The organism is Microcoleus sp. w2-18bC1 (assembly GCF_036700365.1).
Lineage (GTDB): Bacteria > Cyanobacteriota > Cyanobacteriia > Cyanobacteriales > Microcoleaceae > Microcoleus.
Genome location: NZ_JAUBOS010000087.1, coordinates 1 through 20,419, shown reverse-complemented (window position 1 = coordinate 20,419; position 20,419 = coordinate 1). Strand labels below are relative to the sequence as shown.

The following is a 20,419-nucleotide window of genomic DNA, read 5'->3' as shown; positions in this document are numbered from 1 at the left end:
TTTAGCAGGCATTCACTTTGTCTGAATATCATTATGTTATATTATACCACTATGCGTTTTAAATGCACAACAGCTTACCATCACAACGGAATACGCTTAAAACAGCTTGCGATGATAAGTCTTTCAACTCGGTTGTCACCTCGTCAGCTAGGAGTAGAACCAGCAACTGGTTTATACTTTCAAGGAGTAAGATTCACGAAAACCCGACCATTAGCAGGGTTTGATCTTGCCTGTAAATAGAAACGCAACTATCAGGGATCTAAACTTAAAGACGCGCAAGTTTATTCTCACAGATTTAGGCTCGTTGTCACTAGAGAGCGATGGTTACAGCCAGCGCATGGCAATTGAATAAAGGTTCCGAAATGGTAAAGCCCGATGTTACAATGCGGGAAGCAACTAGCTTAAGGAGAAGCCAAATCATTCAAATAATTTTGTTAATAACCATCGCCTAAACTTGTGCTGTACTTAAATGCGCTAAAATTCATAAAATGCCGATATCAAAATATGTATACCGCCCTCTCAATAACAGACAAAAAATATCGCAGACGGAGTACATGAAGGCGTTGGTTGAGATGGAGACCCCTGGGTCAATTATCTGGCTCAATATTCAGTAGATGTGCAAGAGTTAATGAACCTAACTCCAAATAAACTTTGCTTTTCTCAACAGGGTATACAACCTGCCACCCTTATTTAGTCTAGTTCCTAGGCCTCTTTGTCACACTCCCAGATGAGTCAGTTACAATAGTTCTAACACTTTGGGGTAAAATGGCTGGAATCGTAGATTTTTCCTGAGTTGTGACTTGGCTCAAACCCTAATTATGCCGGTGACAACCAAAAACTGTCCGAAGTATTGAGTGAGTTACACAAATGAAACTGTGAAATCAGGTATCAGAATTAATGAACCTGCGGTTGATGAAGAAACTAACTTACATACAACTCAATTTGGGATAATTGAGCAATTGCATAAATGTAGATAAACTTTGAAATTAGAGAAAATTAAAATGAAATCTTTCAGCAGAAAACTTGGTTTGGTAGAAATGTGGATGGCGCTAGGCCATGATCTGGGAGGTGGGCTAATTGTAAATGTTGTCTCTCTGGAAGGGATTTTAACACCGGATGTTGTTCAACAAGCTCTTGAATTAGTCCAACAGCGTCATCCCATGCTCCAAGTTTACATTGTTGAGTCTGAGGATGGATTATATTTTCAATCGACAGGCATAACAGAAATTCCCGTACAAGTTATCTACAAACAAGATGAAAATGAAGCAATTAAAATTGCTGAAAAAGAACTACATACAAAATTCACACCAGGGAAAAATCCTCTGTGTCGTTTAACTCTTTTGTATTCTCATCAACATCAAAATACCTGTGAAATGATTATTACCTTTCATCATGGAATTGTAGATGGCATATCATGTATGCGCTTTATTGATGATTTGTTATTTTATTGTCAGGCAATTAAAGAAGGAGAGAATATATCTCAAGTAGACTCACTAGAATTTCTTGCTCCCATAGAAAATGTACTTACTTATAATATTCCCACTCAACACCCAAGAGAAAATCCTCAACTCGCAAATGAACAACAAACTCTGCCACCACAATTAATTATTGAACATCAAGCATCCGCAAATGAACGTTTGACTCGGATGCTACCGCGAATGCTTAGTCAAGAAAAGACTAAGATACTAATTGATAAATGCAAACAAGAAAAAACCACTGTGCATGGTGCTATGTGTGCGGCAATGCTATTTGCTGCTGGTAAATTACTATCAATAGATACACAGGCAAATTTCTCCTATGGTTTACCTGTAAATTTGAGAAAATATTGTGAGCCTGAAATCACAGACCAAAATCTAGGTTGTTTTATATCTGTGCTGGGTTTTAATCAGTTAGTTGAGCCAAATACATCTTTTTGGGATTTAGCTAGAGAATGTAAATCCCGAATACATGATTCTTTAATTAGCGGTGTCCATATAACTAGACTACTACAAAGTAAATTACGTAATCTTGACATGGATACCATCAAGAAACTCGTTATTAAGTCTATAGTGAGTAAAGAAGATACTATGGGAAGAAATAATCTTTTTTCAATTTCCAATAGAGGCAAATTTAAATTTCGAGATCAAGCCGATAAGCTAAAGGTTAAGGAATTATACTTTGCGACTCCTCACCATATTAGTGGTGATTGTTTTTGGTTAGGTGTTCTCACGCTAAATGAGCAGTTATTTTGCAATTTTATTTATGTACAGCCTGTAATAAGCGATCGAACAGCACAGTTATTTGCTGATGATGTGATAACAGTCATAGAAAAAGTGTGTATCAATCAAAAGACGACTTTAACAAGGTTGTGTGAGTCAGTGACACAAAATTAAATCCTCTTTATTTCGGAAAATTATTGGACAAATATCTAATTTTACTTTATAGTATATATGTCAAAAAAATGGAATAGTCAAATAATATGAACTGGGACAATAACTCAATTGTAATTTATTCCAATTTTCCCTTTTATCTCGAAGATTGGTCTCCTCTATCTGTGAATAAAGGTATTGGCGGAAGTGAAGAAGCGATTATTTACTTAAGTCAAGAATTAGTTAAATTAGGCTACCAGGTTACTGTTTTTAATCGCTGCGGTGATATGGAAGGGGAATATAAGGGAGTAGTTTATCAGTCAGTTGATAAATTCAATACCGAAGATAACTTTAATGTCTTAATCTTTCATCGTGTTTGGACACAACCTATGTGTATGAAAGTGAAAGCCAGAAAAACTGCTGTCTGGATGCACGATAACCCGCAATTATTTCCTCCTGTAGAAGAGTCTACGCGATTGGAATTTCTGGCAAGTTTTGACAAACTTTTTATGTTGTCAAATTTTCATAAATCTCTGCTGCCAGACTGGATTCCTGAAGACAAGATTTTTTTAACAACCAATGGGATTAATCTCGAAGATTTCAATTTAACAGGAATTGCTAGAAATCCCAAAAGGCTAATTTCGATTAGTGATTATGCAAGAGGTATTGAAAATTTACTGACTCAATGGGATCAAGTTCTCAAAGAAGTGCCCGATGTTGAATTACATATTTTTTATGGTTGGCAAGGAATTGATGCTTTAATTAATTCACCTTATATTGAGAAATTTCCATACTTACCAGATAAAAAGCAAAAACTTTTACAACTTTTCGAGCAAAAAAATGTCTATGAACATGGCAGGATTGGACACAAGGAGTTAGTGGAAGAATTATTCCAATCAGGGATCTGGGTTTATCCTTGTCATACTGCGATAGAAATTTTCTGTATTAGTGCTTGGAAAGCACAAGCCGCTGGTTGTGTTCCTGTGGTGACAACTTATGCAGGTTTAGATGAAACTGTGAAATCAGGTATAAGAATTAAGGGGCCTGCTGGGGATGAGGAAACTAATAATGCTTTTATTGCAGCAGTGATAGACTTGCTAAAAAATCCTGAGAAACAAGAATCTTTAAGGCAGGAAGCATTAGCTCTTAAAGATTCATTTGGCTGGGATAAAGTCCCTCAACAATGGCATGAGGAGTTTATATCCGCTGGCTGAAATTAAGTAGCAAATAATGAATCAACTACCCGCATTTTGAATGTGGTTCAGGGTTCAGGTGATTAAGCAGACGTACCATACAACCGCTATCTTTAAGCCATCAAGATAGTAAAAATGTCCTGCTTATTTACCATTTTTTTGACGAAATGGATCGAAACCAGCCACTTCTGCCAGCGTATAAAGCGGGCGACCTTTCACCTCCTCATAAATCCGCCCTATATACTGGCCCAAAATTCCAATACTCACCAACTGCACCGCACCCAAAAAGAAAACCGCCATAATCACAATTGTCAAACCCGTTAATGCCGAACCCGCAGAGAAAAGACGCCAATACAAAACCAAGAAAGCCATCAAAACAGACACGAAAGCCGAAAATAAACCCAAATAAATCGACAGTTGCAGAGGAACTTTTGAAAAAGACACTAAACCGTTCATCGCCAAAGCAAAAGATTTACTGAAGGTATACTTAACTTCGCCAGCAAAACGCGGATCACGTTCAAACTTAACCGCTGTTTGTTTAAAACCAATCCAAGCGCGCAATCCCCGAATGTAACGATTGCGTTCTGGCATGGCGTTGAGTACATCCACTACGCACCTATCCATCAAACAAAAATCTCCGGTATCTATGGGAATATCAACATCAGCAAGATTCCGCAAAATGCGATAATACATATAAGCCGGCAACCGCTTAAACCAACCTTCTTGACGCCGTTGAGTGCGTTGAGCGTAAACAACTTGATAGCCCTGCCGCCACTGTTCTACCATATCTATAATTAGCTCTGGCGGGTCTTGCAAATCGCCGTCCATGATGACTACAACTTGACCTCTAGAAAAGTTCAAACCAGCAGTTACAGCTATTTGATGGCCGAAATTGCGAGCAAAACTGAGGTAACAAATTCGTGAGTCTTTTTCGTGCAATTCTCGCAAAAGTTCGAGAGAGCGATCGCGACTGCCATCATTGATTAAAATTAATTCTACTGGGCCGTCCATTCGATCCATCACCGCACTAATTCGCCGATACAATTCAGCGAGATTTTCTTCTTCGTTATAGATAGGAATTACCAAGGAATACTTAGGTGTATCGTTCATTGCAGTTTCTGTTTCAAAATCGGCTTTTCAACCGTTAAATCAAAAGTTTCTTTTTCCAAAAACACCCTGGCTGCTTCACCAGAGAGGTTCGGCAGGTAATTTCGCTCTTTGAGCCAGACAACAGCAGCCCACCAAATAGTCGCGTACCAACACTTATCTATTTTCTTAAATACGAAAAATAAAAGATACCATAAGACTGACACACGCCCAGCGAAAACATCTGTTATCATAGATGTTTAGTCAGACTATAAAAATTACAATCATAACCCATCGATTCAAAATTGCATGACAAATTCCAATTATCTTTGGCAAGCAAATCAAGACTTAAGCGAAGCTTGTCTGCAACATCCCTTTGTCAAAGGCATTGCTCACGGCAGCCTCCCCCAAAATAGTTTTGCATATTACGTTGCACAAGACGCATTTTTTCTGGGAGCCTTCGCTCGCGCTTATAGTATCGCTGCGGCAAAAGCACCCGACTGGGGGGGGTTTGAAATTCTCCACAATCTCGGTAGTGGCGTTTTAGAAGAACTTCGTTTGCATCAAGGATATGCAGCCAAATGGGGGGTAAACTTACAAGAGGCAAAACCGGGAATCGCTACCCGCCGCTACACAGATTTTTTATTAGCGACAGCCTGGGGGAGTGGTGTAGGTTTGACAGTAGCCGCCATGACTCCTTGCTTGCGGTTGTATGCTTTTTTGGGACAGCAGCTAGCTACAGGTAATATACCGGAACACGCCTTTAGCGACTGGATTTCCACCTATAGCAGCCCGGATTTTGAGATTTTAGCAAAACGCCTGGAAGGTTTGGTCGATCGCTACGCAGATGCTGGGCCAGAAGTAGAAGCAACCTATCGCTACGCTATGCTATGCGAAAGAGACTTTTTTCAAGCAGCTTGGGAAATAGAGTAAATTAAGTTTGTGCAAAAATGGAAAACTATCTTAAGCTACCTACACGCAGTAAATTTAACAGCCATATACAGCAGGAATGTAGCAAATAATGTCATAACAGCATATCAAAAACAAGGCTGATTACTCAACACTAAACCGAGTGCCATTGAAAGCTACACAATGCCGTAAACGTAGCGATGAACCGATTGCAGAGCACCGGAATTGCTCAGTAGCGCTAAAGAGCAAAAACCGAAATAGCTGACTGTAATGCTTAGCCTTTTTCGCAAATTCCCGAAATAGCCACAGCCCTAAATCATCGCAACTTTACTAACAGCTTGCAACCAGAAATAATGCAATCAAAAACGCCCCACAATTAATGAGCCGTGCTAATCCCACTTGCATTCCCAGAGTCGTAAAGTCGCGCATGAGCAAAGTAAACAGCGGATAAAAAGCGACAGAATGCTGGTGTCCATCATCTGCATAGCTGTAGCCTAAATTAGCTATTTCGAGGTACCATTTACCGTCCCAATGCGAAAACAGTGCCCAGCCACTTTTGAGGAGTCAGCCACTTACAAAATCTAGAGGTGGCCGACTCCCATACAGGGGTAGTTTCTTGCAAACTAAAGGAGCAATTACCTGCATCCCGATCGCCATTATCGATCGGCTCAGAAACCACATAGCAATTACAAAAATTAACCCGTCCCGGCTTAACGTCCGAGTTTATTGGGAATCCCTTCGCAGCCGCCGGGAATAGTCTCTCTCGACTTCGAGCCACACCAAGCGCAGCAGTAATAGCGCTGCTCATCCGACAGCCGCTTGACAGCGGTGAAATCAGCGCGTTCAACCACAGCGCCGGTATGTTCGCCCGTTTGATAGTTGGGAAATTCGGTACGGCTGCGGGGGGATGCAGTTTCTGCCGAGCCGTAGAATAATGCGGCGGCTCTCATGTCGGCGCGAGCGAGATTGGCGTCATACAAGACAGCGCGCGAGAGATTGGCTTTCACTAAATCGCACTTGCTGAGATTGGCGCGGACGAGGTTGGCTTCGCTCAAATCCGTCCACCGCAAATCAGTGCCAGCCAGGTCAGCACCCGCTAACATGACATTGAGATCGATAACGCGGATACCGTGATCCCTATCTTCAGCGTAGCCGCCGTCACCGTCAAGGATGGGACGGCCTAAAAGCCGATCGCGCTTCAGCGGAGTAACCAATCTCGACTGCGACAAAAACCGCAGAATTTTAGCTTTACCTTCAGCATCTACACTGCTCATAATCGCAGCGGTACGGCCTTCTGCGATCGCCCTTTCCTGCGGCCAATCTTCCAAAAACCCTTGTTCGTCAAGGGCTAAGTCCGAAACCCCTTGAAAATAAGCATCGATCGTTTGCTGCTGCGTAATTCGATTTTGCTGAATAGTCAAATCTTTGGATATCACATACTGCCGCCAAGCCACGTAAACGCCTAAAATTGCGATCAAAATTTGGCCTAAAGCGCCGATCAACTCGCCGAGAGCCCCGATTGCCTCCCAGTTGATTTGGATGTTGCGGCTTCCCGGTTCAGTATTAGTACCGCTGAGCATCAGCAAACCAACAATCCCAGCTAAAAGCCCGAAGCAGGCGACGATCAGCGTGCGCCAAGTCGGCGGAATTACCTGCGCCCAGATTTTGCCCCAACTCGGCCACATCAGCCGCAGCGATATGCCGATCGCACCCACGGCGCCAATTAAGCCCAGCCAAATATTGTCATTGGCCAGCCCAAAAATCATCGCTGCGATCAACCCCAGCGTCAGCACTGACCCCGATTTCTCAGGAGTCGTTTGTTCCTGGTGTGGCTGCAATAACACCTTGCGGGTTGGAGGCGGCTGCTGCGGTTTTTCCGGTTCAGCAGTAGCGACGATTATCCCTGATTCTGGTGGCACATTAGGGTTCGCACCGTTCTGACTTTCTACAGTCACGTTAGATTCAGGGCGATTGGGTTGAGAAGAGTTTGGTTCTGGTGTCATGCGTTGAGGCAAATTCTAACTGTGGCTGGTCAATAAAACGATTTTAACCAACCAAGCATGATTCTAGATAATATTACAATATAAATCTCCACTAATTACACTCAAACAGGTAACATACTATGGCCCTGGTACTCCCCAATCTGCAAGAAAAACAAATGGGTCAAGTAATCACTACAATCACCGTCACGAATCGCATCGATCGAGTTATGGCTGAACGAGGATTTATTGCTGCTGAGGAAGTCCGCTCTGTTATCCTCGATAACGTTGTTGTCGATACCGGAGCAACTCTGCTTTCCTTGCCAGCTCGCATTATTAGCCAGTTAGGCTTAATACAAGTAGGAGAAAGAGATGTAGAAACATCAGCCGGCATAAAAAAGGGTCGAATTTTTGCCGACGCTCAAATTATTGTAGAGGGGAGAGAAGGCAGATTTGATTGTTTAGAATTGCCCGAAGGCATTTCTGCTGTTTTGTTGGGCGTGATTCCCATGGAAGAACTAGGCTTAGAACCAGATTTGAAAAATCGACAGTTGCGAGTATTGCCGATGAACAATCAGCAAACATATCTGATGGGTTAGTTGAGAGGCGTTTACCGTAGCACAAACCTCTCACCTGTGATTCCTAGAATGTCCAGTCAATTACCCGCCATCAAAAATATTGGTAGTGAGGACCAAACTCCTCATAAAAATTTGAGAAATTTATTCCTAATTGCCAATAAAATTTCTTTATTTTTGAGAGGTTAGATATTATTAAGTTTTGTAAAAAATGCCTACCCAAAAAAAATGTTTTTAGGTAGTTCTAAGACTTTTACCCAATATCTAGCGAGCCGAATAAGCCTTAATCAAATACACGCTAACCGTCCCAAATATCAAAAAAAACTAACCCTAAAAGTAACTCGATACTAAACCTTTGAGCATTGCCCAAAGCGACAAGAATTTGCTGTCGCACCACAAACGCCAACAGCCAGCAAATCTCCGCCTTCAGCCAAACCAAAAGACCTCGCCCCAACAGATATTGCCGACGAGCGTTATCAGAAGTAATCGGTACCGGATAATTAAAAGTATGTGGATAGCGCGATACCGCAGTTAAAAGCGCAAAAATAATCGCAGCCACCACCGGCATGATCCAAACCGTCACCTTGTCGCCCCAAGCATCAGCCAGCCCCCCCAAACCGAAATGAATCGGAATTCGATCGGGCAAAACGGCCCAAAACTTGATGATGAGCAAAACAGCCAGCAAAATCGCGATCGCACCTAAAAGCTCTACCGCCACTAAAACAGGCGAAAGCCCCAGAGAAATAATCGGCCGTTGGTTTGGTGGGTTTCCAGTCATGGCTACTGAAAATTAGATTAATATTGAAAATAATAGTATTGGTTCCAATTCCATTCCCCAACAGCTTTCGTTGGGGGTTTCCAAACATCCCGCGAGGTTCTATGACGGCTCAGGTCTTGATTGAAAAGAAAAAGTTAGAAAAACCGCCCCTAACAATACACACATTAGGCGATCGCGTCCTGCGGCAGCCAGCCAAGCGCGTCAAAAGCGTCGATGCAGAAATTCGGCAGCTAGTCCGAGAAATGCTGCAAACCATGTACAGTGCCGACGGTATCGGTTTGGCTGCCCCCCAAGTCGGAGTCCACAAACAAGTAATCGTCCTCGACTGTGACCCGGAAAATCCCGCTACACCCCCAATCGTTTTGATCAATCCCACCATCAAAAGTAGCAGTGGCGATATCTGCATCTTGCAAGAAGGGTGTTTGAGCATTCCGGGAGTTTATTTAGAAGTCAAACGCCCAGAAGTCATTGAAGTCTCCTACCGCGACGAATACGGCCGCCCACAAACCCTGATAGCAACAGAGTTACTGTCAAGGGCAATTCAGCACGAAATGGATCACCTCAACGGAGTGCTGTTTGTAGACAGAGTAGAAAACAAGCTGGCACTAAATGAAGCATTAGTCAAGCATAAATTTTCCCCAAAGGCAGTAAAATCAGTATGATGGCAGGAACTCCGAAAAGTGGTTTACTCTTAGCTCTTTCGTGCATCACTGCGATCGCGGCAGTCGGCTCCATCTTTGAGCTGTCATCGGGAGAAGCTCAACTTGGCAATTTAGTCACCGGCATCATTCTAGCCCTGAGCGTACCGCTAACTGGCATATTTTTCTATGCAGCCGTTCAGGATGCCAGGGCCAATCTATAAGAGTTATTAGTCATTAGTCATTAGTCAGCAGTTATTAGTAATTAGTAATTAGTAATTAGTAATTAGTCAGCAGCTAACAACCAATAACTGTGGAATAAAGACTGCTCAAAAATAACATCAGGTAACAGCTTGCGAGTTCATGACCAATGACTAATGACTAATGACTAATGACTCATAACTCATGACTAATGAAATCGGATTTCTGCGACAAGTGCCAGCCAAAGACGCTGTGGGAACCCCAGTATCCAAGTACCAACTTTCTGAAGATGGGGAATTGGTCATCGGACGCGATCGCAATTGTCAAATAACTTTAGAGTCGATCGTCCACGGCATGGTTTCCCGCCGCCACGCCGCAGTCCGTCCCCTAACTCAGGGTACTTTGACGAGATGGGAAATTTGCGACCTCAACAGCGCTAATGGAACTTATATCAACGGAAAAAAGCTCTCTGGCTGCCAAACTTTAGAAACAGGCGATCGCATCAGTCTCGGCCTTGACGGCCCTGAATTTATATTTGAATCTCCCATAACCCCTTACCAAAATCAACCAGGATTAAGAGCACCACAAACGGGCAATTTTGCTGGTAGCGAAAAAGATGCTCTCACTTTAACTCAATTATTCCCGATCGCCTCCACTGGCAAACAATTAAGCCAAAAAGCTTACTTATATCCAGGTATCGCCACAGTTATTGTTGTCGTGTCGATGTTTGTCGCCGTGGGAAATTCCGCAGCATTCAACTTGCTGCTGTCAGCTTACCTCGCCGGTGCGGCTTACTACTTTATCTATCAACTGTGCGGCAAACACAAGCCTTGGTGGGTATTGCTTGGTTCGGCTTTAGCTACAGTCCTGATTCTGAGCAGCCCCTTATTAATTGGATTTATATTCGTATTTAGAGAAATTTTGCCCGGTCGCCTGCCAATCGAAGGCGAAACAATCAGTTTTTTGCCTTTTTTGAGCAGAATGTTTTTCGGGGCGGGTCTAATGGAAGAATTGCTGAAAGCCCTGCCCGTTTTGGGAGCGATGTTGCTGGGAAATTGGCTGAAAAATCCCTGGCGCGATCGCATCGGCGTTTGGGAACCTTTAGACGGAATTCTGTTAGGAAGTGCCTCAGCAGTCGGCTTTACACTGTTAGAAACTCTGGGACAGTACGTTCCCAATGTCATCCAAAATGTCACCCTGCAAGCAGGGCCGGACGCTGGACAATTAGTAGGATTGCAGTTGCTAATTCCCCGCATTTTGGGTTCCGCCGCCGGACACATGGCTTACAGCGGCTATTTGGGATATTTTATCGGTTTGAGCGCCCTCAAACCCAGGAAGCGCTGGCAAATTTTGGGCGTAGGTTATTTCAGTGCTTCCGCACTTCACGCTTTGTGGAATGCGTCGGGAGCCGTCAGCGTACTTTTGCTTGCCTTGGTGGGAGTTTTGTCCTATACCTTTTTGGTAGCTGCGATTTTGAAAGCCAGAGCTCTGTCTCCGAATCGAGAGCAAAATTTTGCAACTCGAATATTCTTTGAAAGGTGACTTCTGACTGGTTAATTGTTGAGGTGCGATCGCACCTCAAGCTGCCATTTTTTTCTTTTGTTTTAACCAGCTTAAACCTGCCAATGCTAAAGCTGTCCCCCCAGCAGTGAGAGGTTCGGGAACAGGTTCGGGTTCGGTATTCACTAAAGTGTAAGAAACCTCGGCATTGGGGGAGATATATCTAGAGTATATAACATAGCTGTCGGTGACGATCGATCCATCGTCTATATATGATTGATAGTTCACCTGTCTGTGTACTACCTCCCTACTCCACGAGCCAGAGGTAACTCCGATAGACCAATATGCGCTGCCCTCAACCCTCAAGAAAAAAGGCCCTCCTGGTTCGTCTGGAGGACTGATATAGTCTCTTATCGCACCGTCGCCGCCGCTGGCTTGCACTCCGAGAAACTGCCCTTCACGAAATACAGCTCGAACCCCTGCCAAATTATCATATTCTTTTGTGCTTCCCAACTCGGGAAAAGTAAAACCGTACATTCTTCCCTCGGAAACTGTCCCCTCGGAAATTCCTTCAATGTCTATTCCTGTAAGCAAGGAGTTATCCACCTTTAAAAAACCGCTACCTTGACCGTCAAAATTGATATTGTAGGTGAGTACGGCGGCTTGTGCTTTGTCTACTCCTACCAATGACACGGCAGAAAACAAACTTAAAATTGTGCTAGCGATCCCACTTCCTAATCTGTGCCTTTGTTTGTGACTCATTGTTTTTTATTAAGCTTTACGTAAGTGTAATTTATTTGAGTCAGCGATCGCCCGTAATTATCCCCATTCTTAAAGTAAATTTTTTTGAAGTCAAAGATTGCCGAATGTAAATAACCGAACTAATACGGATGCGTCACCTATTGTATTTGTATAATTTATGACTTTCACTATGACTTTTGAACACAAACTAGAAAAATGTTTTATCGTAATCGCCAAATATTCCGACGGGTTTGTGTTGTGGCGATGCAGCAGGCGATCGTCCCGCTCCCATTGCACATTTAATAATCTTTGTCAATACAAAATTTCCAGACCTTTTGTCCCAGTATTCTCTCCTTGTGTATGATTCGCTTCTGCTTAATTGCCTGATGCGATAATCGCAACTGAACTTAGAAATTCTTCACAAATAGTTTGACTGTGGTACTATCTGGATGGCTGTGAGTAGCTGAGGGAAGCCAAGGGGCTTGATTCCTGTGGTGGTGGAGGAGAATCCAGGAGTGCTAGATAGGATGTCATTGGGATACGCAAACGTTTTCGCCCAGCGAAGTCAACCCGAACCCCTCCGCATTGGGGTGATTGGGGTTGGCAATATGGGCCAGCATCACACGCGAGTTCTGAGCTTGCTAAAAGATATCGAACTCGTGGGTGTTGCAGACATAAATGTAGAGCGGGGAATAGATGTAGCAAGCAAATACCGGGTTCGCTTCTTTGAAGACTACCGAGATTTGCTCGCCCACGTAGATGCAGTTTGCGTCGCCGTTCCAACTCGCCTGCATCACCCTGTGGGGATGTCTTGTCTCCAAGCGGGTGTTCACGTTTTAATTGAAAAGCCGATCGCGGCTAGCATTGCCGAAGCCGAATCTTTGGTCAACGCGGCTGCTGAGGCCCACCGGATTTTACAAGTGGGTCACATCGAGCGCTTCAATCCAGCTTTTCAGGAACTCGGCAAAGTGCTGAAAACTGAAGAGTTACTGGCATTGGAAGCTCACCGGATGAGTCCCTATTCCCAGCGGGCTAACGACGTATCGGTAGTTTTGGATTTAATGATCCACGACATCGACTTGCTTTTGGAATTGGCAGATTCCCAAGTGGTGAAGCTGACAGCCAGTGGCAGCAGAGCCTCAGATTCAGGTTATTTAGACTACGTGACAGCGACGTTGAACTTTGCTAACGGCATTGTCGCCACCCTGACTGCCAGTAAGGTGACGCACCGCAAACTCCGTTCAATCGTCGCTCACTGCAAGAATTCTCTGACAGAGGCAGATTTTCTCAACAACGAAATCTTGATTCACCGACAAACAACCGCCAATTACGTGACGGATTACGGTCAGGTGCTTTACCGTCAAGATGGGTTGATCGAGAAAGTTTACACCAGCAATATTGAACCGCTCCACGCAGAATTGGAGCATTTTATTAATTGCGTGCGGGGTGGAAATCAGCCTTCTGTGGGAGGAGAACAAGCTCTCAAAGCTCTGCGGCTTGCGAGTTCGATCGAGCAAATGGCTCTCGACGGTCAAGCTTGGTATCCGAAAGAGCTAGAGTCTACTTTGCAAGTTAGCTAAATCGAGACAAATCGTGTCGTTTCCGGGTGCTTTTACTTTGGGTTTGTTGTTCGTTGAAGATGGTAACTGTTCCCATGCAACCGGATTCGATGTCAGTCGATTTGAGATTGGACAATTCGGCGTGAGAAGTTCGGCGAGTGCGAGCGTCGGGTTGCCCTCAGTCGAACGATTTTAGATCTTAGATTGACAATCAAGCATCCAGGATACAAGCCCCCGGATTTATTCGTCCATAAATAAAAAACCTGTATCCGATAAAGGAGCCCCCGAATTGATCCGTGGGGTCAAGGCTAAAATCTAAAATCTAAAATCTAAAATCTAAAATCGATTGACTCTGCAGATGAATCTGGGGGCTTGAACTAAGGTTTAAACTTTTTTGCTCTCGACAACAGGAGTCGTGAACAAGTATCCGTCTTTAGGTGAAGTCACGATTTATGCTAACAAAGAGCGACTATTTGACGACTGATGGTTTTGCTAACTAGCTGATTTCCTTGAGGACTCAGGTGAATGCTGTCTCGATACAAAGTTGGAAATTCGGCCGCACCATTGAAAATGGGAAGAAAATCTATGTAAGTAATTTTCTCTGTTGCTACGAGTTCGGCGAGACGCGCTCTAGCTTTGACTTCCCAGTCACGCCGAAGCGGGCCGCCGAGTTCGCCCCGCTTCGGCGTGACTGCTAGCAAAAACTGGACGTTGGCGGATACAGCTATTTTCTGGATTTGGCGAATAGCTTCTAAGTTGCAGGCTACTACATCGCTGCTTGTGGCTCCGGGTGCTGCCAATTGGCGAGTCGGCACTGCAGGGAGCAGGTAACGGCTTAATAACTCTAGCGTAGCCGATCGGGGTTTGCGATCCGGGTAAGATCGATCGCGCCCCACAACCAGAGAACAGGGAGCCGACGCAAACAAATCGTCCGTATTGAGCAGCAAAACCAAAGCCTTTGCCCCAAAAACACCGAAACGCTTGGCGTAAGCAAGTTGATTCCTCGGCCCCCAAGAATTGGCTGAGGCGTTGAGAACTTCAAAATTTGAATAGTTGACTTGTGAAGCTAATTGTGTATTGTTCGCCACATTCTGTACTTGCAGTCTCAAATTCCGAGTCATAATTTCCGAGATCGTATCTGTCTGATGCGTCCACCAACCACCGTTGGCGACAGAATCTCCCAACAGCAAGACGCGCAGAGTTTCTGCAGGGGGTATCGGGGCGATCGCTCCAGTACGCATCGAATACTCGTTAATCTCAATCCGGTTGCCCAAGCGATGCACCTTCTGATTGGGCGCCAACAAATAGCCGCACTCGGCATCGGCAATATAAATCAAAGGATTACCAAAACCTAGCAGCACCCGCAGGAGCACTTCGATTGCTGCCCCCAATCCTGCGGTGACAGCCAAAATTATGAGAACAACTTCCACCACTTAACCTCGATAGAGAAGGAAAAACCCCTGCCGACACCAAGGTATAAAAAAGAATGCAACTGCAGTCAAGCTTTCATCCCTGATTGTAGTCAGTCGATTTGAGATTAAAGATTAAAGCATTGACTCGACAGATGAATCTGGGAGATCTCGCTAAAACCTGAACTTTTTTGTTTTCCAGGACTCCTGCTTACAAGCAAGTATCTGTCTTGGAGTGACGTGTGTAGGTCGCCTTTGTAAAATCTAAAATCTAAAATCTAAACTGTTATGGCTGCGGGGTTGGAGCAACTTGGCGACCCGATTAAGTCAACCGAATCGCCCCCGTGGATATAGAATTCTAGAATATACCGTCAAAATCCGCCGTCAGCCGTCAGTAAGGAACCCCACGTTTAAAAGCGGGGGCTTTCAAGACAGTCCGGCTCTGTGAGCGAGATTGAACCGAAAGCCCAAACCTTACCAGAGACAGGATCAGACCTACGTTTTTTGAGTCACGATACCGGAAAATGCGACGCTAGTTTTCCGCTCTATCGCTGAGAGTTAAACAGGCTTAAAGGGGTCAAACCAGTGCTTTCAGCCTAACAAGCTCACTAAACATTCTCGAAGCGAACATTACCCCGAAAGGGAGATTGAGGCAACCATACCTCACCGGAGAGGCAACCCGACCTCTCCAACCCCGAAAGGGGATTCAAGGCGACGGTCGTCGCAGCCGCCTTCCTCCCCATGCGTAAAGTCAGGGGCTTCCCGCTCGTTTTTTGGTGAACTTGGTGGTTTCAGGAAAATCCGTGGACTTAAAACAAATATTCAAAACGCCGAATCCCATAATCGGTGTCGTACATTTACAGCCTTTGCCAACTTCTCCCCGCTGGGGCGGAAACCTCAAAGCTATTATCGGAAGAGCCGAGCAAGAGGCTACAGCGCTGGCTTCTGGTGGCGCAAACGGTATCATAGTTGAGAACTTTTTCGACGCTCCTTTTGCCAAAGACAGCGTAGATCCGGCTGTGGTAAGTGCCATGACTCTGGTAGTTGAGAGGCTAACAAATCTCGTGACGCTGCCGATCGGCGTTAACGTGCTGCGAAACGACGCCCACAGTGCGATCGCCATCGCTTCCTGCACAGGAGCTCAATTCATCCGCGTCAACGTCCTCAACGGCATCATGGCTACAGACCAAGGCTTAATTGAAGGCCAAGCTCACCAGCTACTGCGCTACCGCCGGGAATTGGGCAGCGATGTCAAAATATTAGCAGACGTGTTAGTCAAGCACGGGCGACCCCTAGGCAGCCCCAACTTGACCACAGCCGTCCAAGAGACGATCGGGCGCGCTTTAGCCGACGCCGTAATCCTTTCCGGCTGGACAACTGGTAGCCCTCCCAATCTCGAAGACTTAGAACTCGCGAGTGCAGCAGCGGCGGGAATTCCAGTTTTCATCGGCAGTGGCGCCTCCTGGGAAAACATTTCCACCCTCATGCAGGCCGCTGACGGTGTAATCGTATCGAGTTCCCTGAAGCGAAACGGCCGCATCGAGCAGCCTATAGATCCGATCCGCGTCAGTCAGTTTGTAGAAGCCGCCCGCCGCAGCTTGTCACAGAAAGAGCCCGAACAGGAAAATAGAGATGCTAATGGCTCAAGAGGGCCAACACCGGAACCGGGCAAAGTCACAAGTAAAACGTAAAATAGGAGTTGTTGACTGTTGACAGTTGGCAGTAGTCAGTAGTCAGTAGTCATTAGTTAACCATTAACAGTCATTAGTCAACAGTCAACAATTCCCAATTATCAATTACCAAATCAAAAAATGATTCGCCGACGTTCAACCCCTTGGATTCATCGCTGGTCTCGGACTGTGATGGCAGCGATCGCAGCCATAGGCGTCGTAGAAACGGCCTATCTCACGATCGCTAAATTCACCAATGGCTCGGTCATTTGTCCCACCAGTGGCTGCGACAAAGTTCTCAACAGTCCCTACGCTACAGTCTTTGGCACAGTGCCTTTAAGTTTGTTAGGCTGTCTGGCTTACCTGAGCATAGCAATCCTGGCATTGGCTCCCAAAGCTGTAAATCCCGACACCAAGAAAGGACTGCACTCTCAACTAGAAAACAGAACTTGGCAAGCGCTATTTATCATCACTGCTGCGATGGTAATTTTCAGCAGCTATTTGATTTATTTGATGGCTTTTGAAATTCAGGATCTGTGCATTTATTGCGTCACTTCTGCCTTATTTGCGCTGTCGCTGTTTGTGCTGGTGCTAGTCGGGCGCGAGTGGGAAGATATCGGACAGTTGGTGTTTACAGGCATTTTGGTGGCAATGGTGAGTTCGATCGGCGCTTTGGGACTTTATAACAGCGTCAACTCACCTCCTCCTACTGTCTCTACCCCCGGAATTGTACCCCCTGCCGTCACTACAATCTCCGGCCCGGCACAAATGGCTTTGGCCCGCCACCTCCGACAAATCGGCGCTAAAGAGTACGGCGCTTACTGGTGCCCCCACTGCCACGACCAAAAAATGCTCTTCGGCAAAGAAGCAGCCAAAATAATTGATTATTTTGAATGCGATCCCAGGGGGCAAAATTCCCGCGCTGAAATTTGCAAAGCTGCTGCTGCGAATGTTAAAGGTTTCCCGACTTGGGAGATTAATGGTCAGTTTTATGCGGGGACACAATCTTTGGAGAAACTCGCTGATTTATCGGGTTACACGGGTCCCCGCAACTTTCAAAACTAACAGGAAAGTTGGAGATTATTATAGATGACAGATTTTAGATTGAGCGGCAGAAAATATCCTGGTTTTTAACTTAGTTTATTCTTGGCTCGTGCTGCTAAATCAATCTAAAATTTTGCATCTATAATTAATAAAAAATAGTAAAAGTTAGTGATAACGAAAAAAATAAAACAAGGTGTGGGTTTCTAGTTTTTAGCTCGGTGAATAATTACTAAAACTTTTACATAAAAATGCAATAAACCGGGTTTCTGCTACCAGAATGATTGTTGAAATGACATATTTGGGTTGCGAAACCCGGTTTCTGCTGTTGCAGCCAGATCGCACCGAAAAACCAAAAAATTGGATAATTTAAAATCTAAAATCGACTCGCCCGCACCGAAAAACCAAAAAATCTAAAATCTAAAACCTAAAATCTAAAATCGACTTAGCCGATCGCCCCGGAGAGGTAAAACCTATACGTAGTAGTAGTTTAGATGCTCACAGGGCGAGACCCACATCCCCAAAATATGCTAGAAACTATCAAAAAATGGGTCGATCGAGAACGCCGAGTATTGATTACTGCGAGTGCCGTTGCTAGTAGCGTCATTGTAATGCGCTGGTTCGGATGTTTTCAGGTGTGGGAATGGGCTGCTTTCGACCACTTTGTGCGCTGGCGGCCGGCCGAACCCATTGACTCGCGCATCGTCATTGTAGAAATTAAGGAAGCTGACTTGCAAAAATACGGCTACCCAATTTCGGATGCTGTTTTGGCCCAATTGCTGCAAAAATTACAAGCTGGCAAGCCACGGGCGATCGGCCTCGACGTTTACCGAGATTTGCCAACTCAACCGGGTAACGCCGAATTGCTCAAAACTTTTAAAACTATTCCCAACTTAATCGGCATTGAGTTGATGCCCGACGCAACCAGGCTCGGAGTTCGCCCGCCTCCGGTACTTGACAAGCTCGATCGAATTGGTTTCAACAACGTTGTTATCGATGCTGACTCAAAAGTGCGGCGAACTTTGCTCTATGCTTGGCCCGGAGACGGCAAAACTCATCAAAGTTTCGCACTCAGACTAGCTTTGCTTTACCTCAAAAGCGAAGGAATTTCCCCTCAATCAGCAAAATCCAATCCTAAATACTTGCAGTTAGGCAAGGGGGTTTTTCGGCCTTTTCAACCGAATGATGGTGCTTACGTTCGAGCAGACAGCCGCGGCTATCAAATTTTGACCAACCTGCGCGGCCCGCGAGGCAGTTTTCGCACTGCATCGATGAGCGATGTGCTCTCTGGCACAGTACCTGCTGATTTTGTACGATCGCGCGTTGTCTTGATCGGCTCAAATGCCCCCAGCCTCAAAGACTTTTACCAAAATTCTTACAGTTCCGGTTGGTTTGGTCCTCCCCAGCAAATACCGGGAGTCGAGCTTCAGGCTCATTTCTTGAGCCAAATTTTGAGTGCAGCCATCGACGGGCGTGGGGGTATCAATGTCTGGCCAGAGGCTGCGGAGTTGCTGTGGATTTTGCTGTGGTCTTGGGCGGGAGCAAGTGTGAGTTGGAATTTGCGATCCCTTGGTCGATCGGCTTACTGTTTATTAAGTATCTGTCTAAGTCTAAGTGCTAGTTTATACTTAGTCTTCTTAAGAGGTTGGTGGCTACCGTTAATTCCTCCCATCCTCAGTCTTGTGGGTTCTGGTGCTGCTGTTGTGGGTTATCTGGCTCACTTGCAAGAAGAATTAAAACGGTCTAAAGAATTTTTACAATCGCTAATCGATACAATTCCCGACCCCATTTTTGTCAAAGATCGAACTCACCGCTGCGTAGTTTTGAATCAGGCATATTGTCGGTTTATTGGCTATCCTTTAGAAATTTTAAGTTGCCGAACCGATTACGAATTATTTCCCCACGCCGAAGCCGAGATATTTTGGCAGCAAGACGAATTAGTATTTAAAACTCACCAGCCGCGAGAAAATGAAGAATATTTTACTGACGCTCACGGAATTACGCATCTAATTGCGACTAAAAGATCCCTGCATAAAGATGCTGCCGGCAACCTATTTTTAGTCGGAGCAATCAGAGATATTACCGAGCGCCAACTTCGGCAAAATGCCCTAGAACAAAAAAATGCTGAGCTCAGCCACCAAGCTTATCACGATGCTCTTACCGGTTTGCCCAACCGTCAAATGTTCTACGAATGTTTGCATCAGTCTCTAGAAATAGCCTCCCGCAATCAGGAATTGGTAGCTTTACTGTTCTTAGATTTAGATGGATTTAAATCAATCAATGACACTCTCGGACACAATGTGGGCGATTTACTCTTAAAAACAGTTGCCAGTCGGCTCAAAAAATGCTTGCGGGGCAGTGATACCATCTCGCGGTTGGGCGGCGACGAGTTCACAATCATTTTGCCGGCAATTCCAGGTCGCGAGGAAGCTGCCAAAGTAGCGGAAAAAATTTGCGACGCCATCATGCAGCCTTTTATTTTAAAAGAACATACAGTTTCTGTAACTACAAGTATTGGTATTAGTTTGTATCCCATTGACGGTCAAGAGCCAGATATTTTAGTTAAGATTGCCGATGTTGCGATGTATCGTGCCAAGGAACGAGGGAAAAATCAATATCACTTTTATTAATTAAGAGCAGTTAAAAACATAATGCAACTGTAGGTAAAGTCCCCACCCCAATCTTGATAAGTCATTTGTAATTATTCAATTTTTTGGTTCTTCCTTACTTGGTATGCTAAACTAACAGTTAAAATGCCAAGTAAGCAAACATCTATTTTTGTAATTTTCAAA

Annotated in this window: 17 protein-coding genes; 11 read left to right on the top strand and 6 right to left on the bottom strand. The window is 44.8% G+C overall.

Translation table 11 applies throughout. From position 1 onward, the window contains the following. The first annotated feature begins 1,001 nt into the window (after window positions 1-1,001). Together QT979_RS26380 and QT979_RS26375 are read left to right on the top strand one after the other, a co-directional pair. On the top strand, window positions 1,002-2,372 hold the full coding sequence (locus tag QT979_RS26380) for a condensation domain-containing protein (protein ID WP_333216068.1): 1,371 nt from the start codon (window positions 1,002-1,004) through the stop codon (window positions 2,370-2,372). Between the two features lie 86 nt (window positions 2,373-2,458). Next, window positions 2,459-3,562 carry a glycosyltransferase family 4 protein gene (locus tag QT979_RS26375; protein WP_333312139.1) on the top strand — a complete coding sequence of 368 codons (1,104 nt, stop codon included), beginning with the start codon at window positions 2,459-2,461 and terminating at the stop codon, window positions 3,560-3,562. A gap of 123 nt (window positions 3,563-3,685) precedes the next feature. On the opposite strand, the gene QT979_RS26370 is transcribed toward QT979_RS26375, so the two are convergent. Together QT979_RS26370 and QT979_RS26365 are read right to left on the bottom strand one after the other, a co-directional pair. After that, window positions 3,686-4,651 (bottom strand): glycosyltransferase family 2 protein, encoded by a 966-nt coding sequence (locus QT979_RS26370; RefSeq protein ID WP_333216282.1) that lies wholly within the window; start codon window positions 4,649-4,651, stop codon window positions 3,686-3,688. Continuing rightward, entirely contained in the window at window positions 4,648-4,854 is a 207-nt protein-coding gene (locus QT979_RS26365) for a hypothetical protein (RefSeq protein ID WP_333312138.1), read from the bottom strand. Before QT979_RS26365 ends, QT979_RS26370 begins: the two co-directional genes overlap by 4 nt. Window positions 4,855-4,936: 82 nt before the next feature. Between QT979_RS26365 and QT979_RS26360 the strand changes: the two genes are divergently transcribed. After that, window positions 4,937-5,560, top strand: coding sequence for a TenA family protein (locus QT979_RS26360; RefSeq protein WP_333216278.1), 624 nt, complete (start codon window positions 4,937-4,939; stop codon window positions 5,558-5,560). Window positions 5,561-6,246: 686 nt separating this feature from the next. On the opposite strand, the gene QT979_RS26355 is transcribed toward QT979_RS26360, so the two are convergent. After that, entirely contained in the window at window positions 6,247-7,539 is a 1,293-nt protein-coding gene (locus QT979_RS26355; protein WP_333216276.1) for a pentapeptide repeat-containing protein, read from the bottom strand. A gap of 119 nt (window positions 7,540-7,658) precedes the next feature. Here QT979_RS26355 and QT979_RS26350 point away from each other — a divergent pair, with 119 nt between their 5' ends. Continuing rightward, complete coding sequence (locus QT979_RS26350) at window positions 7,659-8,114, top strand: aspartyl protease (protein ID WP_333312137.1); 456 nt, start codon at window positions 7,659-7,661, stop codon at window positions 8,112-8,114. A 274-nt stretch (window positions 8,115-8,388) separates the two neighbouring features. On the opposite strand, the gene QT979_RS26345 is transcribed toward QT979_RS26350, so the two are convergent. Continuing rightward, window positions 8,389-8,868, bottom strand: coding sequence for a DUF1648 domain-containing protein (locus QT979_RS26345; protein ID WP_333312136.1), 480 nt, complete (start codon window positions 8,866-8,868; stop codon window positions 8,389-8,391). Window positions 8,869-8,969: 101 nt separating this feature from the next. Between QT979_RS26345 and def the strand changes: the two genes are divergently transcribed. The 3 genes from def (at window position 8,970) to QT979_RS26330 (ending at window position 11,249) form a co-directional block, all read left to right on the top strand. Next, window positions 8,970-9,530, top strand: a complete 561-nt coding sequence (gene def / locus QT979_RS26340) for a peptide deformylase (protein ID WP_190659061.1) — start codon at window positions 8,970-8,972, stop codon at window positions 9,528-9,530. After that, on the top strand, window positions 9,530-9,730 hold the full coding sequence (locus QT979_RS26335; protein ID WP_199292547.1) for a hypothetical protein: 201 nt from the start codon (window positions 9,530-9,532) through the stop codon (window positions 9,728-9,730). Before def ends, QT979_RS26335 begins: the two co-directional genes overlap by 1 nt. 181 nt (window positions 9,731-9,911) lie before the next feature. After that, window positions 9,912-11,249 carry a PrsW family glutamic-type intramembrane protease gene (locus QT979_RS26330; RefSeq protein ID WP_333216268.1) on the top strand — a complete coding sequence of 446 codons (1,338 nt, stop codon included), beginning with the start codon at window positions 9,912-9,914 and terminating at the stop codon, window positions 11,247-11,249. 36 nt (window positions 11,250-11,285) lie between these two features. On the opposite strand, the gene QT979_RS26325 is transcribed toward QT979_RS26330, so the two are convergent. After that, window positions 11,286-11,969: a PEP-CTERM sorting domain-containing protein gene (locus tag QT979_RS26325; RefSeq protein WP_333216266.1), complete on the bottom strand. Its 684-nt coding sequence runs from the start codon at window positions 11,967-11,969 to the stop codon at window positions 11,286-11,288. Between the two features lie 506 nt (window positions 11,970-12,475). Here QT979_RS26325 and QT979_RS26320 point away from each other — a divergent pair. Beyond that, window positions 12,476-13,528, top strand: a complete 1,053-nt coding sequence (locus tag QT979_RS26320; protein ID WP_015178266.1) for a Gfo/Idh/MocA family protein — start codon at window positions 12,476-12,478, stop codon at window positions 13,526-13,528. Between the two features lie 434 nt (window positions 13,529-13,962). On the opposite strand, the gene QT979_RS26315 is transcribed toward QT979_RS26320, so the two are convergent. Continuing rightward, a complete protein-coding gene (locus QT979_RS26315) occupies window positions 13,963-14,937 on the bottom strand; it encodes an SGNH/GDSL hydrolase family protein (RefSeq protein ID WP_333312135.1) in 975 nt (324 codons plus the stop codon). A gap of 782 nt (window positions 14,938-15,719) precedes the next feature. Here QT979_RS26315 and btpA point away from each other — a divergent pair. From btpA to QT979_RS26300, 3 genes are all read left to right on the top strand, one after another. After that, window positions 15,720-16,607 carry a photosystem I biogenesis protein BtpA gene (btpA, locus tag QT979_RS26310; RefSeq protein ID WP_333057464.1) on the top strand — a complete coding sequence of 296 codons (888 nt, stop codon included), beginning with the start codon at window positions 15,720-15,722 and terminating at the stop codon, window positions 16,605-16,607. A 120-nt stretch (window positions 16,608-16,727) separates the two neighbouring features. Then, on the top strand, window positions 16,728-17,651 hold the full coding sequence (locus tag QT979_RS26305; RefSeq protein WP_333216260.1) for a vitamin K epoxide reductase family protein: 924 nt from the start codon (window positions 16,728-16,730) through the stop codon (window positions 17,649-17,651). A 470-nt stretch (window positions 17,652-18,121) separates the two neighbouring features. After that, entirely contained in the window at window positions 18,122-20,257 is a 2,136-nt protein-coding gene (locus tag QT979_RS26300) for a CHASE2 domain-containing protein (RefSeq protein ID WP_333312134.1), read from the top strand. The last annotated feature ends 162 nt before the right edge of the window (window positions 20,258-20,419 follow it).

Coding starts and splice junctions, on each gene's coding strand:
- QT979_RS26380 (WP_333216068.1), top strand. CDS start 1,002: ATGAAATCTTTCAGCAGAAAACTTGGTTTGGTAGAAATGTGGATGGCG.
- QT979_RS26375 (WP_333312139.1), top strand. CDS start 2,459: ATGAACTGGGACAATAACTCAATTGTAATTTATTCCAATTTTCCCTTT.
- QT979_RS26370 (WP_333216282.1), bottom strand. CDS start 4,651: ATGAACGATACACCTAAGTATTCCTTGGTAATTCCTATCTATAACGAA.
- QT979_RS26360 (WP_333216278.1), top strand. CDS start 4,937: ATGACAAATTCCAATTATCTTTGGCAAGCAAATCAAGACTTAAGCGAA.
- QT979_RS26355 (WP_333216276.1), bottom strand. CDS start 7,539: ATGACACCAGAACCAAACTCTTCTCAACCCAATCGCCCTGAATCTAAC.
- QT979_RS26350 (WP_333312137.1), top strand. CDS start 7,659: ATGGCCCTGGTACTCCCCAATCTGCAAGAAAAACAAATGGGTCAAGTA.
- QT979_RS26345 (WP_333312136.1), bottom strand. CDS start 8,868: ATGACTGGAAACCCACCAAACCAACGGCCGATTATTTCTCTGGGGCTT.
- def (WP_190659061.1), top strand. CDS start 8,970: ATGACGGCTCAGGTCTTGATTGAAAAGAAAAAGTTAGAAAAACCGCCC.
- QT979_RS26335 (WP_199292547.1), top strand. CDS start 9,530: ATGGCAGGAACTCCGAAAAGTGGTTTACTCTTAGCTCTTTCGTGCATC.
- QT979_RS26330 (WP_333216268.1), top strand. CDS start 9,912: ATGACTAATGAAATCGGATTTCTGCGACAAGTGCCAGCCAAAGACGCT.
- QT979_RS26325 (WP_333216266.1), bottom strand. CDS start 11,969: ATGAGTCACAAACAAAGGCACAGATTAGGAAGTGGGATCGCTAGCACA.
- QT979_RS26320 (WP_015178266.1), top strand. CDS start 12,476: ATGTCATTGGGATACGCAAACGTTTTCGCCCAGCGAAGTCAACCCGAA.
- QT979_RS26305 (WP_333216260.1), top strand. CDS start 16,728: ATGATTCGCCGACGTTCAACCCCTTGGATTCATCGCTGGTCTCGGACT.
- QT979_RS26300 (WP_333312134.1), top strand. CDS start 18,122: ATGCTCACAGGGCGAGACCCACATCCCCAAAATATGCTAGAAACTATC.